Origin of the sequence: Streptomyces caelestis (assembly GCF_014205255.1) — a bacterium.
GTDB lineage: Bacteria > Actinomycetota > Actinomycetes > Streptomycetales > Streptomycetaceae > Streptomyces > Streptomyces caelestis.
Map to the genome: position 1 here is coordinate 1,468,674 of NZ_JACHNE010000001.1, position 15,585 is coordinate 1,484,258.

Annotated in this window: 15 protein-coding genes; 7 read left to right on the plus strand and 8 right to left on the minus strand. The window is 73.6% G+C overall.

The window, feature by feature from the left end; all coding sequences use genetic code 11:
* Positions 1-41: 41 nt before the first annotated feature.
* The 3 genes from HDA41_RS06560 to HDA41_RS06570 are packed head-to-tail and all read right to left on the minus strand — an operon-like array spanning position 42 to position 3,234.
* Complete coding sequence (locus HDA41_RS06560) at positions 42-923, minus strand: hypothetical protein (protein WP_184981562.1); 882 nt, start codon at positions 921-923, stop codon at positions 42-44.
* 31 nt (positions 924-954) lie between these two features.
* Positions 955-2,481 (minus strand): hypothetical protein, encoded by a 1,527-nt coding sequence (locus HDA41_RS06565; protein ID WP_184981564.1) that lies wholly within the window; start codon positions 2,479-2,481, stop codon positions 955-957.
* A 57-nt stretch (positions 2,482-2,538) separates the two neighbouring features.
* The gene (locus HDA41_RS06570) at positions 2,539-3,234 is read right to left on the minus strand and encodes a GntR family transcriptional regulator (protein ID WP_184981566.1); all 696 of its coding nucleotides are present in this window, start codon (positions 3,232-3,234) and stop codon (positions 2,539-2,541) included.
* A 172-nt stretch (positions 3,235-3,406) separates the two neighbouring features.
* Between HDA41_RS06570 and HDA41_RS06575 the strand changes: the two genes are divergently transcribed.
* The 5 genes from HDA41_RS06575 to HDA41_RS06595 are packed head-to-tail and all read left to right on the plus strand — an operon-like array spanning position 3,407 to position 7,805.
* Complete coding sequence (locus tag HDA41_RS06575; RefSeq protein ID WP_184981568.1) at positions 3,407-4,708, plus strand: MFS transporter; 1,302 nt, start codon at positions 3,407-3,409, stop codon at positions 4,706-4,708.
* Positions 4,709-4,713: 5 nt separating this feature from the next.
* The gene (locus HDA41_RS06580) at positions 4,714-5,538 is read left to right on the plus strand and encodes a putative hydro-lyase (RefSeq protein ID WP_221511432.1); all 825 of its coding nucleotides are present in this window, start codon (positions 4,714-4,716) and stop codon (positions 5,536-5,538) included.
* A 19-nt stretch (positions 5,539-5,557) separates the two neighbouring features.
* Complete coding sequence (locus HDA41_RS06585) at positions 5,558-6,316, plus strand: LamB/YcsF family protein (protein ID WP_184981572.1); 759 nt, start codon at positions 5,558-5,560, stop codon at positions 6,314-6,316.
* On the plus strand, positions 6,313-6,939 hold the full coding sequence (gene pxpB, locus HDA41_RS06590) for a 5-oxoprolinase subunit PxpB (RefSeq protein ID WP_184981574.1): 627 nt from the start codon (positions 6,313-6,315) through the stop codon (positions 6,937-6,939). Before HDA41_RS06585 ends, pxpB begins: the two co-directional genes overlap by 4 nt.
* Positions 6,936-7,805 (plus strand): 5-oxoprolinase subunit C family protein, encoded by an 870-nt coding sequence (locus HDA41_RS06595; protein WP_184981576.1) that lies wholly within the window; start codon positions 6,936-6,938, stop codon positions 7,803-7,805. The genes pxpB and HDA41_RS06595 overlap by 4 nt, the downstream gene beginning before the upstream one ends.
* 33 nt (positions 7,806-7,838) lie before the next feature.
* Here the strand turns inward: HDA41_RS06595 and HDA41_RS06600 are convergent, their stop codons facing one another.
* The 5 genes from HDA41_RS06600 to HDA41_RS06620 form a co-directional block, all read right to left on the minus strand.
* Positions 7,839-8,726, minus strand: a complete 888-nt coding sequence (locus HDA41_RS06600; RefSeq protein ID WP_184981578.1) for an SGNH/GDSL hydrolase family protein — start codon at positions 8,724-8,726, stop codon at positions 7,839-7,841.
* Positions 8,723-9,910, minus strand: a complete 1,188-nt coding sequence (locus HDA41_RS06605) for a glycosyltransferase (RefSeq protein ID WP_184981580.1) — start codon at positions 9,908-9,910, stop codon at positions 8,723-8,725. The genes HDA41_RS06600 and HDA41_RS06605 overlap by 4 nt, the downstream gene beginning before the upstream one ends.
* Entirely contained in the window at positions 9,907-11,034 is a 1,128-nt protein-coding gene (locus HDA41_RS06610; RefSeq protein ID WP_184981582.1) for a glycosyltransferase family 4 protein, read from the minus strand. Before HDA41_RS06610 ends, HDA41_RS06605 begins: the two co-directional genes overlap by 4 nt.
* 211 nt (positions 11,035-11,245) lie before the next feature.
* On the minus strand, positions 11,246-12,664 hold the full coding sequence (locus HDA41_RS06615; RefSeq protein ID WP_184981584.1) for a HEAT repeat domain-containing protein: 1,419 nt from the start codon (positions 12,662-12,664) through the stop codon (positions 11,246-11,248).
* Positions 12,665-12,963: 299 nt separating this feature from the next.
* Positions 12,964-13,356, minus strand: a complete 393-nt coding sequence (locus tag HDA41_RS06620) for an ankyrin repeat domain-containing protein (protein WP_184981586.1) — start codon at positions 13,354-13,356, stop codon at positions 12,964-12,966.
* A gap of 299 nt (positions 13,357-13,655) precedes the next feature.
* On the opposite strand from HDA41_RS06620, the gene HDA41_RS06625 reads away from it, so the two are divergent.
* Positions 13,656-13,850 (plus strand): hypothetical protein, encoded by a 195-nt coding sequence (locus HDA41_RS06625; RefSeq protein ID WP_059416083.1) that lies wholly within the window; start codon positions 13,656-13,658, stop codon positions 13,848-13,850.
* A gap of 52 nt (positions 13,851-13,902) precedes the next feature.
* Entirely contained in the window at positions 13,903-15,558 is a 1,656-nt protein-coding gene (locus HDA41_RS06630) for a hypothetical protein (RefSeq protein WP_230299582.1), read from the plus strand.
* Positions 15,559-15,585 lie beyond the last annotated feature (27 nt).

The following is a 15,585-nucleotide window of genomic DNA, read 5'->3' on the forward strand; positions in this document are numbered from 1 at the left end:
GGACTCTCGTAAGTCTTCGTGAGATGGGGGGCAGGAGGAGTTCAGGAGGAGTGGAACGGCAGCCCGGCGTCGGCGACCAGATCCAGGTCGTCGTTCTCCTCGGGGGGCAACAGCGTCGGTGTGCCGTCGGTGACCGGGACGACGCCCAGCTCGAGCAGTTCGGCGAGGGCGGCGCTGCCGGCCATGTCGCGGACCTGGAGCTGGTAGCGGGCGGTCGTGCGGTAGGTGCCGCCGTTGTCGTCGCCCGTGCGCTGCAGAAACCCGGAGTCGGTGAGGAACGCCACGGCCTTGGCGACGATGCCGGTGGTCGAACCGGCGAGCCGGCGCGCGTCCTTCGTGGCGCCGGTCGAGCTGCGCCGCACCCAGATCCGCCAGGCGGCCTCCAGGCCGGGCGCGTCGGTGGCCGGGTCGGTGTTCGCGCCCTGTTCGGCGGCGCGCTCCTCCAGACGGCGGCAGGCCTGGCGGACGAAGGCGTCGACGCCGTTGACCGTGACGCGGCCGATGTAGCCGTCGTCGGCGAGGTCCTCGGGACGCGGGAACGCCATGGCGGCGACGGCGAGATGGGCCAGCCCGTGCAGGAACCGGTCGCCGCCGTCGGCGGACGTACGACGCGCGTAGTCGCCCATGCGGACGGCGAAGACGGAGTCCTCGGCGGCGGTCACGGCCATGCCCGCGCGCGGGGACACCTCCAGCACGATCAGCCCCAGCCCCGTCGCCACGGCGTCGGCGAGTCGCGCGAACGGCGAGTCCTCGCGGTAGCGCCGCAGCAGGTCCGCGTACTCCTGGTCGCGGGCGGGCTGGAGCTTGGGCTGCAACCCGAAGGAGACGAGCCGCGCCGCGTCGGCGGCGTCGGCGGGTGTGACGGCGGGGGTGGCCGCCGGGGCCGGGCCCTCCGACTCACTCCACTCGACGTGCTCGCTCACGGTCGGGACTCCTTGTGCCACTTGTACGTGCTCATGCCGCTTCCGTCCGATCCGCCGCCATGCCCGCCGCGTCCAGCAGCGCGGTGCCGACGATCAGGTCCGCCCCGCCGAACTCCGGATCCTCCAGCTCCGTCCCGTCGTCCACGGCGAACAACAGTTTCTGCTCCCCCTGCCGATAGGCGGTGCCGACCGGCGGACTCGCGGCATGCACCGCCAACAGGGCCACCAGATACGGCAGCTCGGGATCCCGCCGCCGGGCCTCGGCCAGCAACCCGGACAACCGGCGCGGCGCGTCCGCCGGCAGGTCGAGCAGCTCCTGCGCGGCCGCCATCTGCTCCTCGCTGAACCGGCTGTCGTCGGGCGTGGCGATGAGATCCGGCTCGGGCATCTCCGCACCCAGGTGCTCCCGCTCCACCGGCGGCGTCAGCAGTATGTCGACGAGGTCCCCCACCCGGACGGACACCGGCGTACGCAGCCCCGTACCCCGCCCGAAGAAGGCGTCCGTGACGCGGACGGCCTGCTCCAGCGGCAGGGGGAGGACGGGGGCGACGAGGTGGCCGTACAGGTCGATCCCCGCGGTGGCCGCCGGGGCGGCGAAGGCCTGCCGGTCCTGCTCGGCGCGGAACAGCGGTCCGGCCTCCAGCAGCCGGGACTGCAACTGCGTGTGCCGCCGGATGCAGTCCTTGACGATGTCGACGAGCTCGGCGGCGCGGCGCTTGTGCTCCGGGTCCTCGGACTCGTCGCGGGCCTTGCGGATGTTGGTGAGGATCGCGTTCTCGTGGCGATAGCGGTCGGCCACGTGCTCCAGGGCCTCGGCGATCATGTCGGGCACGGTGGTGAGCCAGTCCACCGCGCGCACGTTGCGCCGGGTCGCCTCCAGGGCGCGGCGCAGGGTCTCCGAGTACTGCACGGTGCGGTAGCGGGCCTGTTCGGCCGCGAGCTGGGCGTCGGCGAGCCGGCCGCGGCTGATCAGCACCTCCAGCTTGACCTCGGCGGCGATCTGCGCGCTGGTGACGTCCGTGTCGAGGGCGCCGACGAGGACGTTGACCGCCTCGTCCGTCGTCCGCAGGTAGACCGTGCCGCCCGGGCCCGGGACCTCCTCGATCAGCTTGAAGTCGTAGTCACGGCGCACATAGGTGCCGTCCGCCCCGAACGTGCCGTACACCGCGCGGAAGCCGCGGTCGACGCTGCCGACGTTGATCAGGTTCTCCAGGACCCAGCGGGCCACCCGCTCGTGCTCGGCGGCGGGCCGCTGCGGTGCCTGGGCGGCGATGCGCGGGATGAGGCGGGCGACGATCTGGTCGTGGTCCGCGCCCGTGTCGAAGTCCATGTTCAGGGTGACGAGGTCGATCGCCGCGAGGGCGACCTCCGCCATGCCGTACACCGAGTACTCACCGGCGAGGTTGGCCTTGCGCGCGTCGAGGTCGTGCAGCGGCGCGGTGCAGGCGAGCGCGCGCAGTCGCCGCGCCAGGCCCTCGTCGGCGGCCGGCCCCAGGGCTGGGCGCGGCCCCGCGCTGAGCTGGGGCGGAACGCTGTCCGTCGATGCAGGCGAAGTCACGGTGCACAGACTAGGTCCTGGGTATGACAACGACCCAAACGACGCGGGTGGGCCTCGTCAGCCGTCCTCGCCGACGCGCCGCCGGTACACCTCGACGACCCGTTCCAGCGAGTCGTCGAGGTACCCGGCGAGCAGTCCCTCGGCCTTCTCGCGGTCTCCCACCTGAAGAGCCTCAAGAATGGCGATATTTCGCGCGATGTACGGTTCGTGCAGCCGCTGCGGCTCGTCCACCACATGGAAGGCCAGGCGCAGTTCGGCGAAAACACTCCGCATCAACTCCTCGGTACGCTCGCTCGCCGCGAGGGCGACCAGTTCCCGGTGGAAGTGGATGTTGGCCGTGCCCACCCCCTTCCAGTCGCCTTCCCGAGCCGCCCGCCGCCCTTCCTCCACGGCACCGTTGAGCCCGTCGAGGCCGTAGGGCGGCTCCCCGAGGCCGCGGACCACGGCGCACTCGACGAGCCGGCGCGTGCGGTAGATGTCCTCGACGTCCTCCACCGTCAGCACCCGGACGAAGACGCCCCGGTTCAGCTCGTGAACGAGCAGGCGTTCGTGCGTGAGCAGCCGGAACGCCTCGCGCAGTGTGTTGCGGGAGACGCCGAGCGCGCCGCCGATGCTGTCCTCCGAGAGCCGGGTACCGGGCGGGAAGTAGCCCTCGGCGATCCGGCTCCTGAGGATGTCGGAGACCCGTTCGGCGGTGCTGGTGCGCCCCAGGAGAGCCCGGTCGTCGGCGAGGTCCTTCAGCTGCTCTGCCATGCCGGAATTCAATCGCAGATCTCAAGAACGAAACAACATGGGTATTGAGGGATCGTTGAACAATCCTCTACGGTGCTAAGCACGGCGTCGCTCGCTCACCGCGGTGGCGACCGCTTCCGCACGGCACGGCTCACTCCGACGCACCCTCCGTCCCTCCTTCAGCGAGGTGCCCATGAGCACGACCCCTCCACCGCAGGCCCTGACCGACGACACGCGCCCCGCGGCGGCCGAACACACCGACGACCAAGGGGCGTTCGGCTGGCTGCGCGCCCTCGGCCCGCGCGGCCGCCGCGCGTTCACCGGTGCCTTCGGCGGCTACGCCCTGGACTCGTACGACTACTTCACACTGCCGCTGAGCATGGTCGCGCTGTCCGCCTACTTCGGTCTGAACAGCGGCCAGACCGGCCTCTTCACGACGGTCACGCTGGTGGTCTCCGCGATCGGCGGCGCCCTCGCGGGCGTCCTCGCGGACCGCGTCGGCCGGGTGAAGGCGCTGATGGTCACGGTGATCACCTACGCGGTGTTCACCGTCGCCTGCGGCTTCGCGCCCAACTACGAGACACTGCTGGTCTTCCGCGCCCTCCAGGGCCTCGGTTTCGGCGGCGAGTGGGCCGTCGGCGCGATCCTGGTCGCCGAGTACGCGAGCGCGAAGCACCGGGGCCGCACGCTCGGCGCGATCCAGAGCTCCTGGGCCGTGGGCTGGGGCATGGCCGTGATCGCCTACACCGTCATCTTCTCGGTGGCCGGTGACGATCTGGCCTGGCGCATCATGTTCTGGACCGGCGCCCTGCCCGCCCTGCTGGTCATCTGGCTGCGGCGCAGTGTGCAGGACGCGCCCGAGGCGGCAGCGGCGCGCGAACAGAGCGCGGAGAAGGGCTCGTTCACGGCGATCTTCAAGCCCGGCCTGCTGCGGACGACGGTCTTCGCGGTGCTGCTCTCGACCGGTGTCCAGGGCGGCTACTACACGCTGGCCACCTGGGTGCCGACGTACCTCAAGTCCGAGCGCGACCTGTCGGTCGTGGGCACCGGGGGCTATCTGACGTTCCTGATCTCCGGCGCCTTCATCGGCTACCTGACGGGCGGTTACCTCACCGACAAGCTGGGCCGGCGGCGCAACATCTGGCTCTTCGCCCTGTTGTCGGCGATCTGCATCCTGGCGTACGCGAACCTCCCGAGCGGCGCCAACACCCTGGTCCTGGTGCTGGGTTTTCCGCTCGGGTTCTGCATGTCGGCGATCTTCAGCGGTTTCGGCTCCTACCTGAGCGAGCTGTACCCGACGGCGGTGCGCGGCACGGGGCAGGGCTTCACGTACAACACCGGGCGCGCGGTGGGTGCCGTCTTCCCGACGACGGTCGGTTTCCTGGCCGACAGCTGGGGCGTGGGCGGCGCGCTGGTCTTCGGGGCGATCGGCTACGGCCTGGCGGCGCTGGCGCTGCTCGGACTGCCGGAGACGCGCGGGAAGGAGCTCACGTGAACCGCATGAGCACCGAGACCGAGGACCGTCCTGTCCTCCTCGTCGAGGAGCACGCGCGCGCGTGGAGCCCGGAAACGGCCCGCGCCCGCTTCCGGGAGGGTCTGACGGGCCCCACGGCCGGGGTCGCGGCGGGCCACACCCAGGCCAACCTGATCTCGGTGCCCGCCGACTGGGCCTACGACATGCTGCTGTTCTGCCAGCGCAACCCCAAGCCGTGCCCGGTCCTCGACGTCACGGACGCGGGATCCTGGACCACCGTGCTCGCCGACGGCGCGGACCTGCGCACCGACCTGCCGCGCTACCGGGTGTGGCGGGACGGCGAACTGGTGGACGAGCCGACGGACGCGCGCGCGTACTGGCGGGACGACCTGGTGTCGTTCCTGATCGGGTGCAGTTTCACGTTCGAGTGGGCGCTGGGCGAGGCGGGCGTTCCGATCCGCCACGTCGAGCAGGGCCGCAACGTCCCGATGTACGTGACCGGCCGGCAGTGCCGTCCGGCGGGGCGGCTGCACGGGCCGCTGGTGGTGTCCATGCGGCCGGTGCCGCCGGAGCACCTGGCGGCGGCGATCCGGGAGAGCAGTCTGCTGCCGGCGGTGCACGGCAGCCCCGTGCACTGCGGCGATCCCTCGGGGCTCGGCATCGACGACCTCGGCCGCCCCGACTTCGGCGACGCGGTGGACGCCGAGCCGGACGACATCCCGGTGTTCTGGGCCTGCGGAGTGACCCCGCAGGCGGCTGTGATGGCCTCGCGCCCGCCGTTCGCCCTCACGCACGCCCCGGGGCAGATGTTCCTCACCGACGCCCGCGACGAGCAGTACCGCGTGGCCTGAGCAGGAGACAATGGGAACCATGGCCTGCATCGATCTGAACGCCGACCTCGGCGAGGGCTTCGGCCGCTGGCGGCTCACCGACGACGAACGGCTGCTGTCGGTCGTCACCAGCGCCAACGTGGCGTGCGGTTTCCACGCCGGGGACGCGATCACCATGCGCCGGGTGTGCGAGCTGGCGGCCGAGCGCGGCGTCCGGATCGGTGCCCAGGTGTCCTACCGGGACCTGGCCGGGTTCGGGCGGCGCGCGATGGACGTGCCGCCCGCCGAGCTGGCGGCCGAGGTGGCCTACCAGATCGGCGCCCTGGAGGTCTTCGCACGGGCGGCGGGTGCCCGCGTGGCCTACGTGAAACCGCACGGCGCGCTCTACAACCGGGTCGTGCGCGACGAGGAGCAGGCCGCCGCGGTCGTCGACGGCGTGCTCCTCGCGGACGCATCCCTTCCGGTGCTGGGCCTGCCCGGCTCGCGCCTGCTGGAGCTGGCCGGGAAGGCCGGGCTGCCGGTCGTCACGGAGGCCTTCGCGGACCGGGCGTACACCGAGGCGGGCACGCTCGTGCCGCGCACCCTGGAGGGCGCCGTGGTCACCGACCCCGACACCGTCGTGGAGCGGTCGCTGAGCCTGGCCCGCTCCGGCGAGGTCGTCTCGCACTCGGGGACCCGGATCGAGGTACGCGCGCGTTCCCTGTGCCTGCACGGCGACACGCCCGGCGCGGTGGAGCTGGCGCGCCGGGTGCGGGAGCGGCTGGAGGCGTCGGGCGTCCGGGTGGAGGCTTTCGCATGAAGGTGCTGCCGGTCGGCGACGACGCGCTGCTCGTCGAGGTCTCCTCGGGCGACGAGGCCCAGGCCCTCCACGCCGAGCTGCTGCGACGCCGCGCGGAGGGCTCGCTGTCGGCCCGCGAGATCGTGCCCGCGGCCCGCACGGTCCTCCTCGACGGCCTCGACTCCCCCGCCCGGCTGACCGCCGAACTGACCGCCGCGGAGCTGCCGCCCGCTCCCCCACGCGCGCGTGAGGCGGTCGAGATCCCCGTGCGCTACGACGGCCCGGACCTGGCCGATGTCGCCGCACACTGGGGCGTGCCCGAGCGGGAGGTCGCCCGCATTCACGCGGAGACGGAGTTCCGGGTCGCCTTCTGCGGCTTCGCCCCCGGCTTCGGCTACCTCACCGGCCTGCCGCCGCGCTACGACGTCCCGCGCCGGGCCACCCCGCGCACGGCCGTCCCGGCCGGTTCGGTGGCGCTGGCGGGCCCGTACACGGGCGTGTACCCGCGCTCGTCGCCGGGCGGCTGGCAGCTGATCGGCACGACGGACGCCGTCCTGTGGGACCACGCGCGCGTGCCGGCCGCGCTGCTGTCGCCGGGCACGCGTGTGCGGTTCGTCCCCGTCGAGCCGGTGGGGCACCCGTGACCGACCGCGCGCTCGCCGTCGTACGGGCCGGGGCCCTGACCACCGTGCAGGACCTGGGGCGCCCCGGGCACGCCCATCTCGGTGTGCCCCGTTCCGGGGCGCTGGACCGGCCCGCGGCGGACCTCGTCAATCGGCTGGCCGGCAATCCGCCCGCGGCGGCCGTGCTGGAGACGACCCTCAGCGGCTGTGCCGTACGCCCCCGTTCGACCGTCACGGTGGCCGTGGCGGGGGCGCCCTGCCGGGTCACGGTGGACGGACGGCCCGTCGCCTGGGGCGCGCCGGTGCGCGTGCCCGCCGGGGCGCTGCTGGACGTCGGACCCGCCGTGTCGGGCGTGCGCAGCTATGTGGGCGTCTCCGGGGGCATCGCCGTCGAGCGGGTGCTCGGCAGCCGCTCGACGGACCTGCTGTCGGGGCTCGGCCCGCCCCCTCTCACGAACGGCACGGTGCTGCCCCTGGGCCGGCCGGCGGGCGCGTACGCGTGCGTGGACGTCGCCCCGCAGCCGGCGCCACCGGCCGAGCTGGTCCTGCGGGTGACACTCGGCCCGCGCGACGGCTGGTTCACACCGGAGGCCGTACGCGCTTTCGTCTCACGTCCCTACCGGGTGTCCCCCGCGAGCAACCGCATCGGGCTGCGCACGGAGGGGCCCGCCCTGGAGCGGGCCCGGCCCGGGGAGCTCCCCAGCGAGGGCATGGTGCTGGGCGCGGTCCAGGTCCCGCCCGACGGCGGGCCGGTGGTGTTCCTCGCCGACCACCCGACCACCGGGGGCTACCCGGTGATCGCGGTGGTCCGCGCCGCCGACCTCCCGGCCGCGGCCCAGGCGGTTCCGGGCACGCCGGTCCGCTTCGTGGCCGTGCGGCGCCGCTGAGCCGGGCGGGCCACGTCCGTCACCGCCGATCTGTCAGGCCACGTCCGGCTGCTCCGCCACCGACAGGGCGGCCAGCGCGGCGGACACGGCGGCGGAGGCCCGTAGATCGAGCCGGGCGCTGGTGCCCCGGGCCCGGTGCCGGAGCTCGTCGGCGGCCAGGGTCAGGAGCTGGGGCAGCAGGTCGGTGCACCGGCGGGCCACCCAGCCGGTACCGGCCGTGGCCAGCCACCGCAGGCTCGCCGACCTGGTCGGGCCGGGGAACTCGGGCTCGGGCGAGGGCGCGGGCCCGGTGGCGAGGCCGTGTTCCGCGAGGAGCGTGTGGAATCGCAGGGCCAGTTGCCGGTGCCCGCGCTCCCCGGGATGCAGCCGGTCCGCGCTCCACAGGTCGCGGTCCGTGATCCACTCGCCCTCGCACGTGTGCAGGTGCAGAGCTCCGTACCGGTCGGACAGCGCGTGGACGACCGTGTTCACGGCCCGCTGCCGCCGCGCCAGCGGGTGGGCCAGTGCCCCGGGCAGCCCTAGCATCGTGCCCGGATCGGGCAGGCAGGCGGTGAGCAGGACCGCGCCCTGCCCGGTGAGAGCCGCGTACACCTGGTCGAGCCGGGCCGCCACCCCCTGGATGTCGAAGGTGCAGCGCAGGGTGTCGTTGACGCCGACGACGACGGACACGAGGTCGGGCCGCAGCTCCAGCGCGGCAGGCAGCTGCCGCTCCAGCACATCCCGGGTCTGCGACCCGCTCACCGCCAGGTTGGTGAACCGGGCGGGTCCCTCGCCGAGCCCGGCGGCCAGCAGCGCGGCCCAGCCGCGCCACGCCCCGTCGCCGACGGGATCACCCACCCCCTCGGTCAGCGAATCACCGAGGGCCACGAACCTCGGGGACCCGCCGAACCGGGAAGGCCCCCCGAACCGCACGGGTCTCATGCCATGCCCCCCGGCACGAACGGACGCACGGGGACGGCCGCGTCGTGCGCGGCGAGGAACGCGTCGACCGCCGCGTCCCACCCGAAGCACTCCGCACGCGCGCGTGCCCCCTCGCGCCGGTCCGTCTCCAGGCGCTCCAGCAGCAGGTCCACGGCGTCCGCGAAGGCCTCCCCGTGGTCCGCCGCGACGGCCCCGGCGGAGCCGATCACCTCCGGCAGCGCGGACGACGCGCTCGCCACCACGGGCGTGCCGCACGCCATGGCCTCCAGCGCGGCGAGCCCGAACGTCTCGGCGGGGCCCGGCGCCAGGGCCACGTCGGCGGACGCCTGGAGCGCGCCGAGCAGCCCGCGGTCGGAGACGTGCCCGAGGAAGGTGACCGGCAGGGCGCTCTCGCGCGCCCGCTGTTCGAGCCGGGCGCGCAACGGCCCGTCCCCGGCCACCACCAACACCGCCCGGCGTCCGCGCCGCCGCAGCGCCTCCAGGGCGTCCAGCGCCGTGCCGGGCCGCTTCTCCACGGACAGCCGCGAGCACATCACGAGCAGCGTCTCGTCCACGCGCGCGTGCCGCGCCCGCAGCTCCGGGTCGCGCAGCGCGGGGTGCCGCTGCACCAGGTCGACGCCCAGCGGGGCGCGGACGACGTTGCGTGCCCCGATCCGGACGAACTCCCGCTCGGCGAACTCGGTGGTGCACACCACGCGCGCGTACGTGTGTGCCGTACGGACGTTGAGGGCGTCTGCGGCACGCCGGGCGGCCCCCTCGGGCAGGCCCCAGGTGCGCAGCACGCCGTCGGCGGTCTCGTGGGAGACCATCACGGCCGGGACCCGGGCGCGCCGCGCCCACTTGCCGGTCCACCTGAGGGTCGTACGGTCGGACACCTCCAGCCGGTCCGGCGCGAGCTCCTCCAGGAGCCGTGCCACCCGCCGCTTGTCGGTGAGCACGCGGTAGCCGCCGGTGCCGGGCAGCAGCGGCCCGGGGAGGGTGATCACCCGCCCCTGCTCGGTCTCCCGGTCGGTCATCCGCTCGCCGGGGACCACGAGGACGGGCTCGTGCCCCGCCGCCTTGAAGCCCTTGCCGAGTTCGCGCAGGGCGGTGCGCAGGCCACCGGACGCGGGCGCGACGAAGTTGGCGAGCCGGACGATCCGCAGCGACTGGCGGCTGCTGTTGCCGGAACGAGCGTCGTTCATGCCGCCACCGCCGTCCGGCGGGCGGCGAGCACGTTCGCGTAGTGCCCGATCAGCTGGTCCCCGACGGCCGCCCAGGTGCGGCCCTCCACGGTGGCGCGCCCGGCGGCACCGAAGGCGGCCCGCAGCCCGGCGTCGGCGGCCAGGGCACGCACCGCGTCCCGGACGGCGGTCGCGTCGCGCGGCGGCACCAGCAGGCCGGTGCGCCCGTGGGCGACCAGGTCCAGCGGCCCGCCCGCGGCGGGCGCCACGACCGGCAGGCCGCTGGCCATGGCCTCCTGCACCGTCTGGCAGAAGGTCTCGAAGGGGCCCGTGTGCGCGAAGACGTCGAACGAGGCGAAGACCCGGGCCAGGTCGTCACCGGTACGACGGCCGAGGAAGACCGCGCCGGGCAGCGCCTGCTCCAGGCCGGGCCGGCTCGGGCCGTCGCCGACGACCACGACCCGCACGCCCTCCAGGCCGCAGGCACCGGCGAGGAGTTCGACCTGCTTCTCCGGGGCGAGCCGGCCGACGTAGCCGACGATCAGCTCGCCGTTCGGGGCGAGTTCGCGACGCAGGGCCTCGTCGCGGCGGTCGGGCCGGAAACGTTCGGTGTCGACGCCGCGCGGCCACAGCTCGACGCGGGGCACACCGTGTGTCTCCAGGTCGCGCAGGGCCGCGCTGGACGGGGCGAGGGTGAGGTCGGCGGCGCCGTGCACGGAGCGGATGCGCCGCCAGGCGGCGGCCTCTCCGGCACCCATGTACGTACGGGCGTATCCGGCCAGGTCGGTCTGGTAGACGGCGACGGCGGGGGTGCCGAGGCGGGCGGCGGCGGCCATGCCGCGCACGCCGAGGACGAAGGGGCTGGCGAGGTGGACGACATCGGCACGGTGCTCGATGAGGGTGGCGGCCAGGCGGCGGCTGGGGAGGGCGACGCGGACCTGGGGGTAGCCGGGGAGCGGGAGGGAGGGGACGTGGACGACGGGGCACGGCGCGTTGGCGTCGGGTTTGTGCCCGGGCGCGGGGGCCGGGGCGACGACGACGGGGGCGTGACCGCGATCGACGAGGTGCCGGGCGGTCTGGAGCGCGCAGTGGGCCACGCCGTTCACATCGGGGGGAAAGGATTCGGTCACGATGACGACACGCATACCCGTGTTGTCGCCGTGCCGGACGTGGCCGCGTCAACGTGGATCTTTCCGGCCGAGGAACGTCCCATGAGCGTTCTGAGGCGCACCCGCGCAGGTCAGGCCACGTCCATGCGCCCCTGACCCGCGAGTCATCCCTCGTTCACCCGGGCGGCCTGATTCCGCCCTGGCGTCCTGGCACAAGGGGGGTCACACGCTCATGCAGAGGAAGGGGTCACACAGCGGTTTCCTCGGGACCGATCCGGCTGCGTACCGCCGTCTGGACCTCGGCCTCCTCGGCCGGGTCGGCGGCGAGCCGGCGCAGGCGCTCGACGACACGGGCGTCTCCGGTCTCGGCGTGCCGGGCGGCGAGCTCGCGGGTGCTCTCCTCGCAGTCCCACAGGCACTCGACGGCGAAGCCGGTGGCGAAGGAGGGGTCGGTGGCGGCGAGGGCACGGGCGGCCCGGCCGCGCAGATGGGAGGAGGCGGTCTCGCGGTAGATGTGGCGGAGCACGGGCGCGGCGCAGGCGATGCCGAGCCGTCCGGTGCCGTCGATCAGGGTCCACAGGGTCGGTGCGTCGGGGCCTTCACCCCGTACGGCTTCGCGTAGCGCCGCGAGGACCAGGCCGCGGTCCTGCGCCCCGCCCCGGCAGGCGAGGACACGTCCGGCGGCGGCGCCCAGCTCGTCCGGGCGCCGGGCCCAGCCGCGCGCCCGGTCCACGGCGGCGAGCGAGCGCATGCGTTCGAAGGCGTCGACGGCGGCGTCCACGACGACCGTCGAGCCGGTGGCCACGGCGTCCTCGATCAGGCCGAGGGTGTCGGGATCGTTGCCGTCGGCGAGGTAGCGCAGGGCGGTGCACCGGGCTCCGTCGCCGCCGTCCTTCGCCGCCTGGATGATCTCGGCCCGGTCCTCGGGCCCCGCCACCGCGCTGAGACAGCGGGCGGCCGGGACATGGAGTGCGGCGCCTCGTTCGAGGCCTTGCTGGGCCCATTCGAAGACGGCCCGCACGCTCCACCCGGGGCGGGGTCCGGTCGGCCGCATCTGTCGCTGCCAGCGGTCGAAACAGCCCGTCTCGTGGGCGGCACGCACGCGTGTCGCCACGGATTCGCGGGGGTCCTCGGCCCACAGCCGCCACGGCCGCGGTTCGAAGGCGTCCCGCACGGCGGCGGCCAGCTCGGCGTCACCCTCCGGATCGGCCGGGAACCGCGCGAGGACGGGAGCGGCGAGGGCGCGCAGGCCCGCGTCGTCGTCCCTGAGGGCGAGTTCGTCGAGGGCCCAGGCCCAGTTGGAGCCCTGGGCGGCGTACCTGCGCAGCAGTTCGAGCGCGTCCCGCCTGCCGTAGGAGGCGAGGTGCCCGAGGACGGCGAGGGCGAGCCCGGTGCGCGACTCGTCGGTGTCGAGGACGTCCTCGGCGCCGAAGAGGTGGGCCTCGATCGCGTCCAGCTCGCCGTTCAGGTCGAGGTAGAGGCGGGCGTAGTAGAGGGAGCGGTTCTCCACCTGCCAGTCGTGGCGGGGATCGCGCAGCACGCACTGGTTGAGCGCTGCGAGCGCCTCGGGGCGCGGGGCGGTGAGCGCGTGCAGTGTGCCGTCGCCGCGGCCCCGCTGGAGCAGGCCGAGCAGCGTACCGCTGGGCGCTATGACCGGATCGAACATGGGAAACAGCCTCACATCAAGCGTCGACGCAACCGGGGACGTGTACTACCTGGCCGCGCGACAACACGTCGGAGTGCCCGCCGTTTCCTGCTTGCTGTAGACCATCTTCCTCTGCCTCTCGTCGGTGGCCCTTGCGGACCGCTTCACGGCCCGCGCGGTGCGGCAACATCTGCCCAGCCATCACGTGCGTGAACCACGTCGTCATGATGACTCGGCATTTCCGTCCGCCGCGACCGAATTTCGGCGGCCCCGTCCCGCCTCCCCCGTTTTCGTTGTTGTACCAGGTCAGACTGGTCGGCTCAGTGCTCGCCGAACAGTTCGAGCAATTCCGTCCGGCCGAACATCCGAGCGGTGTCGACGGCCGAGGGGGTCCCGGCGGACGGGTCGGCGCCGCCCTCCAGGAGGGCCTTGATGACGTCCGTCTCGCCCTTGAAGACCGCTCCCGCGAGCGGCGTCTGGCCTCGGTCGTTCACCCGGTCGGCCTCGGCTCCGCGGGCCAGCAGCGCGCGTACCGCCTCGGAGTGGCCGTGGTAGGCGGTGAGCATCACGAGCGAGTCACCGCGGTCGTTGGTGAGGTTGGCCGGAACGCCCGCGTCGACGTACGCCACGAGCGCCTCGGTCTGTCCCCGCCGGGCCAGATCGAAGATCTTGGTCGCCAGCTCCACGACCTCGGGGCCGGGGGCTTCGGTCATCGGCCGGACCGCCTCTCACGTCACACATCGCGTCGGGTGCGTACGCCTGCGAGCGGTGCAGCCGTACGAGTGAATCGCCAGGGTACTGGCTCGCGCGGCACATGACCCGATGTGCCCGAGGTAAAGATCACCACAGACCTCGCCGAGCGCAACAGCCCAGGACGACCGGGCCGGGGACCACTCCACCAGCCGGGGGAAATAGTCCGAATTTCACCCAGTTGCACCTTTTGTCGTATGGATACATCCTGTGAGCCTGGAAGTACTCATGGTGACTGTCCCCGCGAACCAGGAGAACTCAAATGATCCTCTCCATCTCAGGCGTGGTCCTGCTCGGCATCGTCGTCTTCATCTTTCTCCGCAAGGACGGCCTGAAGGCGTCGCATGCGGTGGTCGCGATGCTCTTCGGCTTCTATCTGGCGAGCACGGCCATCGCCCCGAGCATCAAGGCGGGCGGCGAGAGCCTGGCGAGCCTCCTCGGCGGAATCAAGTTCTGACGATCCCACTCCCCGTACGCATCCCGCCCGTACGCACTCTCTGGAGGCAGCAGTGGCCCGGCGCCCCCTCCCCCGCATTCTGAGCAACGGCAGCGCGCAGCTCGCCCGGAGCCGGGAGCTGGCCCGTACGGCGGCCGACAGCGCCACCGACGTCCTCCACCCGTTGATCACGATCACGCGGGGTCTGCGCCGGCTGGCAGCGGCCGGACGGCGCAGATGGACCGAGACCCCCAAGGAGAAACGGGGAGCGCTGCTGTTCATGGTGGCCTCCGTGATGCTGGTCGTGGCGCTGCTGCCGTACGGACCGCTGCTCGCCACCGTCACCCTGATGGCGGCTGCGGCCTGGAAGGGCCGGGACCGCACCCCGGCGGCACCCGACGGACCCGACGAGTCACAGACGGAACGCCTCAAGGCGCTCTACGAGGCCCTCGTGCCGTACTTCTCCACCGCCGAGGACCCCGAGCCGCTCTACGCCCACGGCGGTGCGTGGGACAAGGCCTTCCCCACCTACGCGTTCGACGACGGCGGCCGGATCTCGCACCTGGTGGTCCGCTACCCGGCGTACTTCACCGACGGTGAGGCCGAGGCCCGCGCGCGGATCGAGCACCTGCTCGCGGCCAAGTCCGGCCGTGGCCGCGAATACCACTTCATGTGGGACGAAGAAGGCAACCAGGTGACGCTCAGCGTGCTCCTGCCGCTGCCCGTCGACATCGCCGCCCAGCGTTTCGTCACCACCCCCGGCGAGACGGTCCTCGGCTTCACCGACCCCACGCAGGTCCGGCGCACGCTTCCCCTCACCTATGGCGAGCAGCAACGGGACGTGCCCCCGGTCGTCTGGCGCACGGGCCTGCGCTCGACCGAGCCCCATCTGCTCGCCCTCGGCCAGCCGGGCAGCGGCACCTCGACCCTGCTGCGGTCCGTCGCCCTCCAGGCCCTCCAGCACGGCGACGTGGTGATCGTGGACGGCGGCGGCACCGGCGAGTACGCCTGCCTGACCGGCCGGGACGGCGTCCTGGCCGTCGAGTGCGGGCTCACCGGGGCGCTGGCCAGTCTGGAGTGGGCCGCGCACGAGACGGAGCGCCGCCTCATCGCCGCCAACCGCGCCCACCAGGCGGGCCACCCGCCGCCCGACGACACCAAGCGTCCTCTGTGGATCCTCCTGGACCGCCCGACGGCGTTCACCCACCTGGCCGCCGCCGACGACCGCAAGGACCCGCAGTCCCTCCTCCAGGTCCCCCTGCGGCACGGCCGCCCGGCGAACGTGACGGTGGTGGTGGCCGACCAGCTCGACAGCGCCGACACGCTCAGCGACGCGGTACGGCAGCACACCCGCGCGCGCGTGGTCCTCGGCCCGGCGACGGCCGACCAGGTCGAGTCCGTCCTGGGCGCACCCCCGCACACCACCCCCGTCGACCAGGTCCCACCCGGCCGCGGCTACGCCCGCCTGGGCACGGGCCCGGTCCACCGCCTCCAGGTTCCGGCGACGCCCAACCCCTACGACGACGCCACGTCCGACGCCCACCGCCAGGCGGTACTGGACCTCGTCCCGCCCCGCACGACACCGGCGGACGGGGAGACGGTGCCCGATCCGGATCCGGCGCAAGGGGAACCGGAGCCGGTCGAACCGGAGACGGAGACGGTGCCGGAGCCCGAGCCGGTGGAACCCGATGCGGTACCCGTACTGACGAAGCCCACGAAGGCGCCCTAGCCGCGGCCGGTCAGGCCGACCTCGGCA